This window comes from Marinicrinis sediminis (assembly GCF_042685085.1).
GTDB classification, from domain to species: Bacteria; Bacillota; Bacilli; order Paenibacillales; family KCTC-33676; genus Marinicrinis; species Marinicrinis sediminis.
The window spans coordinates 552,527-568,123 of record NZ_JBHUMM010000043.1 but is presented as its reverse complement, the minus strand read 5'-3'; the positions used below and the strand labels follow the sequence as shown (position 1 = coordinate 568,123).

The following is a 15,597-nucleotide window of genomic DNA, read 5'->3' as shown; positions in this document are numbered from 1 at the left end:
CACGAGATTGCTCATATCCGACTCTGCTCCTATCATATGATGAAGCAAGGTGCATCATGATTGAAACTGTGGGATAACGCACATTCAAAAACAAGGAGCGGGAGGGCTTGCGATGCGTGATCAACCCTTGAATATCGCGGTACTGATCAAGCAGACATTTGATACAGAGGAAAAAATCCACATTGAAAACGGGAGCTTAAAGGAAGAAGGCGTCAAATGGATCATCAACCCCTATGACGAATATGCGATTGAACAGGCGTTATTAATACGAGAGGAACATGGCGGATATGTAACGGTGATCACGGCAGGGCCGGAACGAACAGAAGAAGCGCTTCGTACCGCGCTGGCCATGGGCGCAGATGCAGCCGTGCGTCTGATCCCTCCGAATGCAGAGATGGAACCTTCTGTCGTCTCTGCACTTCTTGCTGCTTACTGCAGCGATCAGTCGTTTGATCTGATCTGGGCAGGTCATTTCTCTGTCGATCACGGGGGAGGTCAGGTGGCCATCGAGACAGCATGTCAGCTGGGAATGCCGCATATCGGGGCTGTAATCCATTTTCAGTATGAACCGAATACGGGGAACGTCATTTGCAAGCGAGACGTGGAAGGAGACAGTGAAGTCATCTCCGCCTCTCTGCCTGTCGTTTGCACCGCTCAGCAAGGCCTGTGCGAGCCGCGGTACCCGTCTCTGCCCAACATCATGAAAGCGCGCAAAAAACCGCTGGAAGTCATCGACCACACCCTCTTACCCTTGTCGGAAGTCCAGTTGAAAAGTCGCGTTCGCAGGCGACTGCTGTTTCCTGCGCCCCCGCATCAGGCTGGTGTGCAAGTCTCGGGTACACCTGAGGAACAAGTCTCGCAAATCATCGGCGTTCTTCAGGACATCGGGCAGTTAAGCCCGTCTAATCAACCCCGCACAGAGAAGGAGGAACGCGAAGCATGAGCCGAAACTTTATCATTATCGGAGAATGGAAGGCGGGCACATTCAGACAAGTCACATACGAAGCCCTTCAATGTGCGAGAAGCATGATGAACCGGCAAGACCAATTACATGCCGCCGTCGTGTGGGACGAGGACATGGATCAAGAGGAGCTTGGTGCGCTACTGCCCGTTCACACCATTCATGTATTTCGTTCCAAGAACAAGGGGGCTTCCGCAACAGCCTGCATTCAGGAAGGAATCAAGACACTGCGGGATCGCTTCGCTGAAAAAGGCGAGTCGATCGACGTCATCATCCTCGGTCATACGGCATTGGGACGAGATACGGCTCCCCTTCTCAGCTGTATGTTAAGCGCTGGCCTGATAACCGATATCGTGGATATGACCACCATCGACGAAGACTTTGTGTTTACCCGTCCGCTCTATGCAGGCAAAGCATTTGAGCAGGTGCAGCCCAGAGACTTCCCGTTTGTGCTGACTGTTCGCCCCAATAACCTGCCCGGCAAACCCTCTTCCTCTACGGCCGTCGTACACGGAGTATCCCTGGAGACGATCTCCATTTTTGAATCAGGAACACCTAAACTGATCAAGGAAGCAGAAGAAACGAAACAGGACGGAGAAACAGATCTGAGCGAAGCCTCTGTCATTGTTTCGGGAGGCAGAGGTGTAAAGAGCAAAGAAGGATTTCAGCCACTCAAAGAGCTGGCTGAACAATTAAACGGAGCGGTAGGAGCTTCAAGAGGAGCTTGCGATGCCGATTATTGCGACTATGGCATGCAGATCGGTCAAACGGGCAAAATGGTCACGCCGGATCTCTATATCGCATGTGGCATCAGCGGGGCCATTCAGCATGTAGCTGGAATGAGCCAATCCAAAACCATTATCGCCATTAACAAAGATCCGGATGCCCCCATCTTCCAGATTGCGGATTACGGTATTGTGGGCGATCTGTTCGAGATCGTACCATTGCTGACACGTGCAATTCAGCAACACAAATCAACCCGCTGACTTGATACGGCAGATATCAAATATATCCCGTATCCGACCGACGATCTGTCCCTGTCTGTCCCGTCTGTCCATGGCCGTTTCATATCCATCACGTTGAGCGAATTGCATACAATTGCCCCCAAGGCTACACCACAGCACGGAGGCAGACAGGACAGCAGCATTAAGAAGACCCGTAGCGAGTCTTGTGAATCCGGGTATATACTTCCTGAATAAGCTGGGCCAGCAGGTCTGGATTCAGCATGCGACAAGTGGCGACCTTCTGATAGACTTCAGATGAAATGACATGATGAAACTCCAGCTTCGCCAGTGAAGGCAACGTAAAGTGTTTCATTGAATAATAGGCGATCAATTGATCCGGGCCATCCGGATTGGTCAGAAATACACGCAGCGCCCGGAGCTCCGGGTAGAGCCAGGAACTCCAGTCCTCCACGATATAGAACTGCTCGATGGTCGCATTTTTAATGTAAGGCGTATTGTTGGGCAGCGGAATGAGATAGATGACTTCTTCAAATGACGTCATTAACTCATCCACATTCATTTGGTGCTTCTTCATCACTCTTCGAGTTACATGCTTGAGATACAACCGATAAAAAGGACGACTGCTTAGCAGCAGACAGGAAAAAAAGAGAATGACACCACTTATGACCAGCACACTCTGCATTCAAGTCACCCCTTTGTACACTTGCACCTGGTTTTTGCCTTCCTTCTTGGCTTGGTAGAGGGCTTCATCAGCCTGTTCCACCAGCACCTCTGCTGATTGCGCGGTTCGGAGCTCAGCCACGCCCATACTGACCGTGAGATTGCCGTTTGGCTGATTTTCCTGATGTGGAAACACTGTAGTTTCTATTAATTGACGCAAGGATTCCGCATATTCATACGCCTTGTCAAGCGGCGTCTCTGGCAAAATAATCGAGAATTCCTCTCCCCCGAATCTGCAAGGAAGATCATATTCCTTGACAAATTGCTGGATAAGGTGACCCAGCTGGGAAAGTACCTGATTTCCTTCCAGATGACCATTCGTATCATTGTAATGTTTGAAAAAATCAATATCGAGCAATATGAGCGACAGATTGCTTTCCTGTTGTACACACGCGGTCCATTTCGGAAGCATTTCCTGAAAATATCGCTGGTTGTAAAGCCCTGTTAACCCATCCGTAATCGAATTTTTGTGGGCTTCCTCGTACAGCTTTCCGTTTTCAATGGCGACCGATGCCTGGACGGCAAGCGGAATAACGGCATCGATGTCGTCAAATTCAATCGGTCTGCTGCTAATATTGTTGTCAATGACAATGACGCCAACCTGTTTCCCCTTGTGCAACATGGGCACCACACCAAATACAGTCATTTGAAACGTATCCTTCAGCCAGGTTTCAAATTCACCTCTCGGCTGCTTGACGACAAAGGACTTTTGTTCCTCCAGCGCTCTGCGAAAGACATGGTCAGCTTGCAGCGGTATTTCAATGTTCATGAGAATGTCATTGAGGTCATGATCCTGAATGAGAGCCTGCTCCTTCAATTCAATGAAATCCTGCAAATTCATGCGGTGATCAATCAGCCGACCCCATTTAGCCAGTCCATCATCCAGACTCATCGAGCCTACACCGAGACGTCCCTTTAAAGTTTGATCCTGATCGTCAACGAGGAAAATCATGGCCCGGTTAAATCCGTGTCCGAAACCGGCTGTAATCGCTGTCAAAATAATATGCAACAACTTCGTCAACTCAAAGGTGCCCTGAATGGCCGAGCCTACCTCCTTGATAATCGACAGCTGTTTGGACTGTTTGAAAATTTGATCCTCCCAGTGATGGTTGAGGTGCATGCTCACTCTTCTCGATGCATAATATATGCCTGCACCAATGCCAAATCCGATATAACACAAACCCAGGTACAATACCCATTGCCCATCACCTTGCCCAGACAACATCATGACCGTTGCCCAGGATACAATTGCGCTGAGCAATCCACCCAGCCAGCCATACGTATAGCCGCCCAGCATGATGAGCAGAAAAAAGGCGAATTTCAGCAAATTTTGCTCATAGAGTAGTTCCAGAGACAGCATACATGAAAACGCAATCAAAAGCAGAGCCAGTTTTTGATAGTGCAGAGGTAAATAGAATCTGCCGTAAAGAAAACCAACAGCAATTATCGTGATGATCAGTGCATACATAGCTGCGATCTCCTATTTCTGTGTAATTTGTAATATAAAGCAGGTCCCTATGTAGTTCTGTAGAATCATAGGCATATTATATAACACTTTGCTTGCTACTGCTATCTTTTATAAAGAAAGAAGGCGACGATTCTGCGGTCGTCACCTTCTGGCATGATACCTATTTGACTGACAAGGGCTGCTAGTGGGTCAATCGTATTGCTGATTCGATTCCGAAGACTACACCTTGAAATTAGACAGCGCTTTTTGCAAAGACTGAGACAAATGTTCCAAATCGTCCGCGAGACGAACCAGCCCTTCGCTCATTTGCTCCTGCGTACTGCTCAGCGAAGCAACCTGTTGCGTCGTTGCCGAGGATTCTTCTGAGAATGCACTTACATTGCTCATCGTTTCGGACATCACCTTTTGAGACTTGTTCAGATCATTGATAAATTCCGTAATCTTTTCAAGCTGAAGGATAAAGTCATCCATCTGATGCTGAACACGGTTAAAGATTTTATCGGTTTCCTGAACGGAGGATTTTTGCTGGACGAACTTAGGTAGCGCCTCATCCATGACCTTGACGGTCTCATCGACCTCATTCTGGATTTTTTCTGTGATTTCACCGACAATTTCAATATTCTGTTTGGATTGTTCAGCCAATTTACGGATTTCATCGGCGACCACCATAAATCCTTTACCGGCTGACCCGGCACGGGAGGCCTCAATGGAGGCATTCAGAGACAATATATTTGTCTGCTTGGTCATATTGTTCAACAGGTCCAGGATTTGACGAATGGATGTTGTACTGTCCTTCAGTTCTCCCACTCTGCCGCTGATCGAAGTCATCATGGACTCTGTAGATGTCGTGTGATCAATCAGGGCTTTCATCTGCTGGATTCCCTGCTGACTGACTTGATGAACTTCCTGAGCCGATGTTCCCAAGTGGATATTCTCATCGACGACCTTGTCCAAAATATTGGACATCTGATTTGACCGCTCATTCCCTGCTTCTGCTTCCGTCGCGAGGCTTGATGAACCCTGGGCGATGCTTTCCATAGCCTGGTTGATTTCCTGAGCGGCCGTTGCCGTTTGCTTGGACGCATTGGACACTTCATTTGCGGTATGCATCACCTGTGCCGTGGAATCATTCGTTTGACGAATCAAGTTCGTCATTTGATCCATCATGTCGTTGAAGCTGTGGGCGAGCTGACCGATCTCATCTTTGCGCTTGACGGCAATCCGAACCGTCAGGTCTCCCTCCTTGCCCCGTTCCATCGACTTTTTCATATTCGTAATCGGCTTGGCAATCATTTGCAGTAACAAGAAACCGATCCCAATGGCGATGAACACGGACACGATCATCAGAATATTCGTCAGATTGAGGATCTTGCTAGTATTCTCTGTGAGACTGGATGCCTTGGCATGGCTGATCACATACCAGTTGGATCGCTGGGATTCCGCAAAGGCCACCAGTCTCTCTGTTCCGCTGATGGATGTGAAATAAGTACCGCTGGTTGTCTCATTCGCTTCTTCTGCGGACTGTTCAGCTCGGCTGGTGACATTCAGTTCATTCTGAACCGAAGTCTCAATCAGTTCCTGGTTGGTAGAGTAAACGACTTGGCCACTCTCATCGATGATGAGTTTGTCTCCGCCTTCACCGACGGTTACATTTGAAAGCGCTTCCTCTAAAGCGGCAATCTGAACATCAATCACAATGAAAAACTCCGCATCCCGGTTCGCCCCGTTGATGAGCAAACGCGTCATCGTAAAGGTCATCTCGGAATTGAAACGCGTGAAGCCCTTTGCACTGGAGGATACCCAGACCGGATTGCCCTTGTTTGCCAGCACTTCTTCAAAAACGGCCTTGTTCTGGTCATCGAATTCGATGCTCTTGTCACCAAAAATATCGGCTTTTTCATACGTTTTTGGAATGAGTCGAATCGACAAAATGTGATCTGCGGCATTGATGTAATTCCGAAGTCTTTGCTCTACGGTCTCCTGAATCCTCTTTTTCTCTACGGATGCAAGAGAGGGCTGAACAAAATTTTCCAGACTGTTTCGAATGACCGGGTCTAGCGTCAGCATCTGTGCGACATTCTCATACGTGGCCAGCAAGGTATCGATTTTATTACCGGTTTGCATAATCGTTCCCTCAGTGGCCGAAGATACCTCATCCCGAATGATGTTGCCCGCAATCGAGTAGGAAGAATACCCGAGTGCGGCCACACATCCGATAATGCCGACAATAATGATGATCATAAGCTTGAAGCCAATCGATTGATGGATGCCCTTGAGCGATATTCCTTTCAATATAAACACCCCTTTAATATGTAATAAACCCCTGTTTATACTGCGCAAACGTTTCCACTACCCTAATATAACGAAATATTTACATCTTCGTCAACGAGAAAATACTCCCCTGTGCGAAAGAAGTAAAAGTGAGTAGATATTTCTTGTCCTTTCTTGTCGATTTGGTGTGAAACAGATCAAAAGATCGTCTCAAAACAAAAGAAAGAAGTAGCAGATTAAACGCTTTCATCTACTACTTCCTTCGCCATCCTAGGACTTTATTCCTCTTTTTCTTTAAAAAATCTTTACATTCACCGTTAACTTTTGACGAATCAATGGGAACCATTCGGCAGTTAGCCGATTTTCTCCAGCACGACCAGCGAGAGGGTGCCAACCTGGAGATCTGAATCCCCTAATACGGCTTCCCCTGCACTGTCGAATACCACCTGCCAGTTTCCGCTTTCAGGGAGATGAAACGACAGCTGTTCCTTTTCATTCCCGTTTATTGCCACATACAACTGTTCACTCTTGTCTCCGCCTGCATGATGGAGCAACCGATATGCGATGGCACCAGCCGGAGCGTCCTCAAACTGCAAATGCTCGCGTATTTGTTCAGCACTGCGCAATCTGAAGGCAGGACGGGATTTCCTCAACTGGATGAGCGTCCGCATGTATGCGACATCTTCCGCTCGCTCTGCGCAGCGTTGCCAATCCATCTGATTGATGCTGTCCGGGGACTTGTAGCTGTTTTCCACTCCATTCTTCGTGCGCATAAACTCCTGACCCGCATGAATAAAAGCCATGCCCTGTGAAGTAAACAAAATCGCACTGCACAAGCGGTGCATACGAGTTCTGGTCTGCTCATCTGCATCGGGTCGGGACAGCGCCAGTTTGTCCCACAAGGTATGATTGTCGTGACACTCTGCATAGTTCAGGTTTTGGTTCGGCTCTGCAGCAAAGGTAGTGGCATAATCCTTGTATGCAATACCTGCGGCAATTCCTTTTTTGATCTGTTCGATTGTTTCTGTATGGCCATTGACGAACCCGGTCTCATCTTCATAGAAGATGCTGCCCTTGAGACTATCCCGCAAATCATCATTGAACTGGGCAATTCTTGGCATTTTCGACGCCTGCTTCTGGTTTGCTTTCTGTTCCTCAGGCAGTGCGGTATCCAGCACCCAGCCCTCTCCAGTCATCAAAATGGAAGGGTCCAGTTCATCCAGCTGTCGTCTGATTTCGTTCATCGTCTCTACATCATGCAAGCCCATCAAGTCGAAGCGGAATCCATCGATATGATATTCCCTCGCCCAATACAGCACCGAATCGACGATAAATTTACGCATCATCGCACGCTCGGAAGCGGTATCATTTCCACAGGCCGATCCATTGGACAGCACTTCAGGCTTTTCATGTCGGAAGTAATAACCTGGTACCAGCTTGGTGAAGTTGGCACGAAAAACATCATACATGTGATTGTACACCACATCCATGATGACTCGCATACCTTTTCGATGATAAGCCTGTATCATTGTCTTGCACTCTTGAATGCGCTTGACGGGGTCATAAGGATCTGTGGAATAGGAGCCTTCCGGTGTGTTGTAATTTTTTGGATCATATCCCCAGTTGTAGGAGGCAGACGGGTTGCGTTCATCCACACTATCTTCGCTGTAATCATATATAGGCAAAAACTGTACATGCGTGACACCCAGCGAAGCAATATGATCGAGGCCGGTTGCGATACCCTGCGGACCTTTGGTACCTTCCTCAGCCGCTCCCAGAAACGTTCCTTTGCTGGACGATCCGCTATCCGGATGCATGGTCAGGTCACGCACATGCACTTCATAGATGATGGCATCTGTTTCTGCCGCAAAAGGAGGCTTGCTGTCTGCTTCCCATCCGTTCGGGCTCGTTTGGGCCAGATCGACAATCGCTCCGCGAAAACCATTGACAGAAACGGCCTTGGCATAAGGGTCTACAGCTTCATTCCACTGTTCACCGACCTTGACCCGATATGTATACAACTTGCCGAGCAAGGCTTCGCGAACGTCGAGTCTCCACACTCCCTTGTCGTTACGATTCATGACGTAGGCTTTTCCCGTCTCATCTGCTTCGTTTTCATAAATCACTAACTCAGCCTGCGCAGCGGTAGGCGCCCAAAGTACAAATTTGCTTTCCTCTTCCTTCCAGTGACAGCCCAAGTCGTCTCCATCATAGGAAAAGTACGTATCGAATGCTTCATCAAAGACTGATATCCCGTTCGTGACCGATTTGTCACCATAATCAATGGGCTTTTCCTGTTCTCTCTGTACAGCCATACAAAACCCTCCATCCATATTTCTATCCCTTCAGGTACTGCGATTGCCATCCGTTTGCAAACGTTTGAACGGATGGCCCTGCTTTCACCGTCTATTGTGAACGTTTCTGATCAAAAAGTAAATAACATGCCTTACATACAGAAAAAAAACGGCGATGAATATTCACATCGCCGTTCCATACTCAGGCTGGCAGATCAATCAACATGAAGCGGCAATCCGACTGTGCATCCAGTCTGATGGACGTGACGTCCGTCATCCGTGCTGCGTCTCGCCTTCCCAGCTTGATGGAACCATTTACGAGCAACTCACCTTCAATGACAAATAAAAATCGCTTTCGATTCGGTTCCTGCACATGTTCCAGATGTTTGCCCTGCTGAAGATCACTCAAATAAAGGGTCAGATCCTGATGAATACGTGCGGCGTCTCCCTCCGGATTCGCCATCACGACTGGCAACAGGTGATTCACCATCTTTGCCTGATCGAATTCAGCCTTTTCATAGGAAGGCGACAACCCAGACGTATGCGGCTCAAACCATAACTGCAGAAAATGAACGTCCTCTTCTTCTGACGGATTCATTTCTGAGTGGACAATGCCTGTACCTGCTGACATTCTCTGAATTCCGCCAAATGTCGTCACCTCTGTATGGCCTGCACTGTCCTGGTGTTGAAGCTGACCCTGCAAGACGATGGATACGATCTCCATCTCCCGATGAGGATGGGCACCGAAGCCTCTGCCAGGCGCCACGATATCATCATTCAGCACACGCATCGGGCCAAAGGCCATGTTGTTCGGATCAACATAATCTGCGAATGAAAAACTGAACCGACTTTTCAGCCATCCATGATCGGCTGCATATCTTTTGTTTCCTTCATATACTTGAATGCCTTGAACGCCTTGTACCATGTTATCACCTTGCCTTTTCTTTTTTTTCGCGCTGTCCTGACATTTTTGACATTCCTGCCATGTCGTATTCGTGTCTCTTGTCTCGCTTACCCTCCAGCACATATCTTGATTTCAAGGTAATGAGGTAAAAACAAAGATCCTCTCGGATCTTGACAGGCAGGGAACTTGGGCGCAACTTCACCTAGCGATGATGCTGGGCTCCAATCCCCAAACGCTTGGTCAACATAATAAACTGTTCTTTCTCTTCATCTGTCCAAACGGAGAAAAGATCATCGATGGCCTGCTCATGCGAAGGAAAAATGTGCTGCATGAGCTCTGACCCACCAGCAGATATGCGTGCAAACGTAATGCGTCGATCCTTTTCGCATGGCACCCGTTCGATCAGAGCCTTTTCTGCCAGACGATTGATCACGTAGGTCATACTGCCACTCGTCAGCAATATCTTGTCTCCGATTTTTTGAATGGGCTGCTCTCCTTTATGATAGAGCAACTCCAGAACGGCAAACTCTGTCGGATTCAATCCATGTTTTTGAATATCTTCCCGCACCCGGTCAGAAACATGTCGGAATGCACGGGACAGCACGATGAAACTTTTCAACGATTGTTCAATGGACGGTGATCGGTCTCGTTCACGCACGGGGTTCCCGCCTTTCCGCTTTTTCGATATCTTGAATTCAAGATAATAGTAGCGGAACCGAATTTGTTTGTCAACCCTATCCGCTTTGAACGACGAACATGTCTTCTTCAACCGGCAGCTTAATGGTGAAGGTCGTTCCGCTTCCTTCAATGCTGCTGCAAGCAATCTCTCCCTGATGCTGCAACACAATTTCTTTGGCAATGGCGAGGCCCAGTCCACTTCCTTCCGAACGAGTCCGGTTTGTATTTCCTTTATAGAAACGATCGAAAACGAACGGCACATCTTCCCTGGCAATGCCTGCCCCTGTATCCGTAATATCCAGCACCAAATGACTTGGCGTGTTTGCCTGCATCAGCCAGCGAGCGGAAATGCCAATTCTCCCCTTTTCTTTCGTATGCTTGATGGCATTATACACGATATTCGCTACAGCCTGATCCAGACGATCAAGATCTACCCACACCCATTGATCAGCGAATCGATAGGCAGCCGTATCGGTCCAAGTCAAGTCGAAGTGCAAATGGGCATGCTCAATATCCATCGCATATTTGTTTTGCATATGGGCGAGCAAATCGGCAATGTGCAGCGGTTCCAGATCCAGTGTCAACTGCCTGGACTCCAGCTTGGTAAGGAGAAATAACTGCTCGATCATCTCGTTCAGTTGCAGAGATTTTTGATGAACGAGCTTCAGATAGCGTCGGGCATCCTGTTTGTCATCTATGACCCCATCCACCATGGCTTCCATATAGCCTTGTATGAGTTGAATCGGGGTGCGTAGATCATGGGAAATGTTGGCGATCAAATGTCTTCTCGATTGTTCCATCGTGACCAATTCCTCGTTAGTCACCTTCAGCCGTTCATTCGCCTCATGAAGCTGGATCGTTCGTTGCTCAACCAACGTTTCCATCTCCTGATAGAGTCTGGCATTCTCAATCGCTGCGGAGGCGGAAGCGGCGAGCATTTCCATCAGATCCGTTGTCCGCTTCGTAAACAGGCCCTCAATCTGGTTATTTTCCAGATAAATCGCCCCGATCTGTCTCCCCTGGTGAACGAGGGGTACACACATGATGGACAGCGGCCCCGTTTGCTGAATATAGGGGCATCTGCGGAACCGATAGTCATTCGCGGCATGATCGAGACAAATCGATTGATTGGCATGGAGGACGTATTGAACAACCCGACTGGAAAAGCCCGTTTGGATACCCGGTAATGATAAACCGGACTGATCTGATACCTGAACCCAAACACTAGATTGCTGTTGCTGCGGATCATAGGTTACTTCTCCGGTTGCAATTGGAAACCACTGGTGATGCTCCTGATAGAAGATCAGGCCTTTTTCAGCGCCCGAATGTTCAATGAGCAACTGCACAAGCTGATCCAGCAAGCGCGACAAAACAATCTCACTATTGATCAGCTGAGCCGTTTCGGCAAAGGCGAACAATTCAGCATCTCCGTATAGATGACTGCCTTTTCGTTGAAAAGATGATCCAGCGGTGGTACTTTTTCTGAAATCAGCATGAAGGCTATGCCATATCGCCCACTGGCTGGCTTGTTCCTGAAGTCGGTTGTGAACCGCCGTAGCTCCCCACTCGCGATATTTCTCAGCCGATCCGTTCAGAAAGTGATAGGTCGCATCGATCCAATTCATTTGTTTATATTTTGAAGCCATCAACTGCTGAATCAGTCCCTCAAGCTTCACATTACCGTAAGGCTTGATCATCTCCATCGCTTCAGCCAACCGTTGCAAGGCCTGATTCGGATCTCCTTTCCAGGCTACCCATTCCGCTTCCAATACACGCAGTTTGCTGGCATAATTATCGGGGCATCTTGCATGCCATTTGACAAACTGCTTTCGCCAGGTCTGTATTTTTGACTCGGCTGCGAGTCTCTTCTGTTTTTCCATCTCAGGAAGCTTATTGAAAAGCGTCAAAGCATAGTAAAAATAAAATTCGGGGATCGCGGCCAGCAGAATCTTTCCGTCAATGCTTCGCTCCGCCTTTTCCGCAATGACCATCGCTTCGTCCCACTTGCCGAGTAAATACAAACATTGAACACGCAAGGCATCATACATGATCTCGGCAGAAGCTTCGGTCGAGTCGCCTGTCAAATTCTCATGCAAAAGCGCATGAACACGCTCATCTTCATAGCGCAGTTCTCCTTGGAGCAAGTGGATCATTTGCTGCACAAATGGGAAATAGTCGACCGTTAATGAAAATTCCATACTCTTCACATCATCCGCCAGCTCATGAATCTTTTTCTCTACTTTCTTGAGCGGTTCACCCTTCGTCAGCAGATTAAACAACTGGAATGAAGCAGCGGTACTGGCCAATACGGCATTGCCAGATTCCAGGCAATAATAATGAGCTTTCTGCAGCATGTCTATGTTTTCTGAGAGCGGTCTCTTCCAATGATGGATGAAGGAAGCATAGACAAAGTAAGCTCTCCCGATCAGGAAGTGATTATCCATCGATGTCGTCATTTGAATACCGGCATCCCCGATCTCGAAACCCAGTTCATACTGATTCAATCCCGCGCACAAGAGCAAACCAAAATTACAGAAAATCGTGGGCGTAAGATCGAATTTGCCGTACATGAGCGAATGGCGAAAAGCTTTGCAGATAATCATGCCCATCAAATTCTGATCGACATGGAAAGCGGGCATTCCCATATTCATCAGCAGCTCCAGACTCGCTTGCTGGTCTTCATTCTCAATAGGCGGAAGCGAAAATCCCTGCTTCCTTGTCTTGCGCAACATCCATCGAATCATGAGTATTTCCTTGGCGATATCCAGCTTTGACGGATGCATCTCAATCTGAATGCCCAGCTCTTTCAGTGCCTTTAGTCCGACCTGTACCGATTTCTCATTTTGTCCGCGATGGGAATAGAGCAGGAGAAGTTGCTTGTGAACCCGGCTCAAGTCTGCGCTATTTACCGCACTTGACTGAATCGATTCATAGGTGTGCAAGGCTTCATCATACATCCGATTCAAATAACAACTCTCTGCGTAGTCCATACGGAGTTGAAAAGCATCCATTCGCGTTCGCTCTAGCCCATCCGTTTCCAGACTGCTGTAAAACTGCATCGCTTGGTGAAAATAACGTTGAGCCGTTTGGTGAGCGTACATTTTTTTGGCTTTATTACCCGCCCTCCAATAAAGTTGAACAACCTCCACCGCATGCAGGTGGTTCAACGGCGTATCGAATGCTCGTTCAAGGTGGAAAATACAATCAAAGTATGGCAAGTCGAGATGCCTGTCTCTGGTCTGATACAACTGTTCGAAAATATGCTTGTGCGTCTCTCTTTTTTCGAGTTCTTCCATTTCTTCATAGAGGGTTTCGTAGATTCTGTCATGCGAAAAATGATAGATCTGCCTGTTGCTCTGCCTTACCGTTCCCCATTCCATCGCGGCTTGCAGCCGTCCAGTCAATGCTTCTTTCTCGATGTTCACAAGTCGCTGTAAAGCGGTAAACGTAAACGGATTACCCAGACAGGATGCACGCTGAAGCACTTGATAGAGTCCAGGTTCCATCTCCTTTAATTGATGTATCACCCAACTGGTCGCTTCTTCCAGAACCGGCATTTGTTCAATCTCTTGTTGATATTGGCGGATGGTATGTGCCTGGTTTCGATATTCCACCCAACCCATGTGACTGACGTAGCGAACCCACTGAACGAGATTAAGCGGATTGCCTGCCGTTTTTCGAAGACTGATCTCGGCAAGCCAGTCCAGCTCCTCAACCGACAGCGAATACATCGAATTTAGAAAATCCCGAATTTGTTGCACATTCAGGTCAGACATGACGGCTGAATACTGACGAGAATCATCCACAAATTCTGATTGCAGCATCGCCGGCAGATTGTCCTCCGCACCCGGTCGATAGGCCGCAATGATCAGCAACTGATCCAGTTGCTCCTCCTCCCCGATTCGCTCAAACAGTTCTCTCGAGTCTGCATCCATCCATTGAATGTCATCGAGAAACAGCACCACAGGGTGATGATGATAAGCGAACATGTTCAGGAATCGGCGGATTGAAAGCAATATACGCTTGTTTTTTTCCTGCCAGGGCATTTGCAGATTTGGGGATGGCTTATCCGGTAGAAAATGCCTCAGATCCGGAATGATTTCAATTAACTGAACGTCCATTTCCTGCATCCAGCCCGCCATTTCTCTCTTCCAGAACTGAATGCGTGATTCCTCTTCCGTGAGCAGTTGCTTGACGATGTCGTTTAAGGCCTGGCTCCATGGTGCCAACGGAGCGGCCTGAGGTGTAGCACTGCATTTGGCTCGACCAATATAGGCATAATCGACATCAATCTGTTCCAGAAAAGCTTCGGCAAAAGCCGTTTTTCCCATTCCGGCCTTTCCGGTCACCTGGATGAACCGCTTATTGTACTGCATCGTTTCCTGCCACATTCGGATACATTGCCTCATCGGTTCCTCACGGCCGATAAAAGCAAAATCCGGTATCTTCTGCCGATTTGGCTGCTCGTCTTCTCCAGTCAAAATTTCGGACAGTGCTTGTACCACCTGTTCGGCATCCTGATACCGCTTGTCCGGTTCTTTCTCAAGCAGTCTTTCGATCACTTGTCTGACAGAAGAAGAGATGACGTGGTCGTCATTCCAGACCGGGCTGTGCGCTATATGCGCATGCGACCAAGCTGTATCCCGCCCGGCGGAAAAAGGCATCTTGTCCGTCAGCAGGCGGTACATGAGAATACCAAGGGCATACAGATTGCTGCGATGATCTACTAGCCACGCCACATGGTTGGTATATTCCGGTGCATAATACGGTAGATAAAAACGATCCATTGCACCTGCCAGCTCGGCGTCATCTACAGAGCGAGCGGTAGTGCTCTTCAGCATGCCTGCGGGATCTGCAAGCAGAATCTGATGGGTTTCCGGATGGATAAGCACCGTTTCCATACTCAAACGATGGTATTGCCAGTTTTGAAGATGAAGGGCTGCGATCAGCTCACTCAACTGTTTCATCCAGCCAAGCCTTGTCCTTGTGTCTGACGGATGCTCTTTCACATACCAGGCCAATGGCTGCTCATCATGATGCTCATACACAATGCAGCCATATCCCGTATTCTCATAAGCCAGCGGCTGCCATACATAGTCAGGAAACAAGGCTGCTGCATCTTGCTCCCTCTGAAAATCCTGCATCGTCAATGGTTTTTGCGCACTGCCTTCCTTGATCCAGCTGCGTTTCCCTTTTATATCCTCGGTATATGTTTGTTTATGTAAATGCTCCACGAATGAAAAACGGCCCGCCGGGCTTTCAACAAGCGGAATTTGCCCGATATCGGTTGTCTGGGTGGCCAGTCGCTTCCCTTCCTCTCTCTTCACGTGAGCACG

Annotated in this window: 9 protein-coding genes; 2 read left to right on the top strand and 7 right to left on the bottom strand. The window is 48.2% G+C overall.

Annotated elements, in window-relative coordinates; genetic code table 11:
• The first annotated feature begins 112 nt into the window (after positions 1 to 112).
• Both ACFSUC_RS16385 and ACFSUC_RS16380 read left to right on the top strand, forming a co-directional pair.
• Positions 113 to 943, top strand: coding sequence for an electron transfer flavoprotein subunit beta/FixA family protein (locus ACFSUC_RS16385; protein ID WP_379930709.1), 831 nt, complete (start codon positions 113 to 115; stop codon positions 941 to 943).
• The gene (locus tag ACFSUC_RS16380) at positions 940 to 1,947 is read left to right on the top strand and encodes an electron transfer flavoprotein subunit alpha/FixB family protein (protein WP_379930708.1); all 1,008 of its coding nucleotides are present in this window, start codon (positions 940 to 942) and stop codon (positions 1,945 to 1,947) included. Before ACFSUC_RS16385 ends, ACFSUC_RS16380 begins: the two co-directional genes overlap by 4 nt.
• Positions 1,948 to 2,107: 160 nt before the next feature.
• On the opposite strand, the gene ACFSUC_RS16375 is transcribed toward ACFSUC_RS16380, so the two are convergent.
• The 7 genes from ACFSUC_RS16375 to ACFSUC_RS16345 all read right to left on the bottom strand — a co-directional run bounded on the left by ACFSUC_RS16375 (position 2,108) and on the right by ACFSUC_RS16345 (position 15,588).
• Positions 2,108 to 2,608, bottom strand: coding sequence for a hypothetical protein (locus ACFSUC_RS16375; RefSeq protein WP_379930707.1), 501 nt, complete (start codon positions 2,606 to 2,608; stop codon positions 2,108 to 2,110).
• Entirely contained in the window at positions 2,609 to 4,114 is a 1,506-nt protein-coding gene (locus ACFSUC_RS16370; protein WP_379930706.1) for a GGDEF domain-containing protein, read from the bottom strand.
• A 219-nt stretch (positions 4,115 to 4,333) separates the two neighbouring features.
• Complete coding sequence (locus tag ACFSUC_RS16365) at positions 4,334 to 6,406, bottom strand: methyl-accepting chemotaxis protein (RefSeq protein WP_379930704.1); 2,073 nt, start codon at positions 6,404 to 6,406, stop codon at positions 4,334 to 4,336.
• A gap of 332 nt (positions 6,407 to 6,738) precedes the next feature.
• Positions 6,739 to 8,700 carry a type I pullulanase gene (gene pulA / locus ACFSUC_RS16360; RefSeq protein ID WP_379930703.1) on the bottom strand — a complete coding sequence of 654 codons (1,962 nt, stop codon included), beginning with the start codon at positions 8,698 to 8,700 and terminating at the stop codon, positions 6,739 to 6,741.
• 181 nt (positions 8,701 to 8,881) lie between these two features.
• Positions 8,882 to 9,604 (bottom strand): pirin family protein, encoded by a 723-nt coding sequence (locus tag ACFSUC_RS16355; RefSeq protein WP_379930702.1) that lies wholly within the window; start codon positions 9,602 to 9,604, stop codon positions 8,882 to 8,884.
• A gap of 181 nt (positions 9,605 to 9,785) precedes the next feature.
• Complete coding sequence (locus ACFSUC_RS16350) at positions 9,786 to 10,241, bottom strand: MarR family winged helix-turn-helix transcriptional regulator (protein WP_379930701.1); 456 nt, start codon at positions 10,239 to 10,241, stop codon at positions 9,786 to 9,788.
• Between the two features lie 76 nt (positions 10,242 to 10,317).
• Positions 10,318 to 15,588, bottom strand: a complete 5,271-nt coding sequence (locus tag ACFSUC_RS16345; protein ID WP_379930700.1) for an ATP-binding protein — start codon at positions 15,586 to 15,588, stop codon at positions 10,318 to 10,320.
• Positions 15,589 to 15,597: the final 9 nt, after the last annotated feature.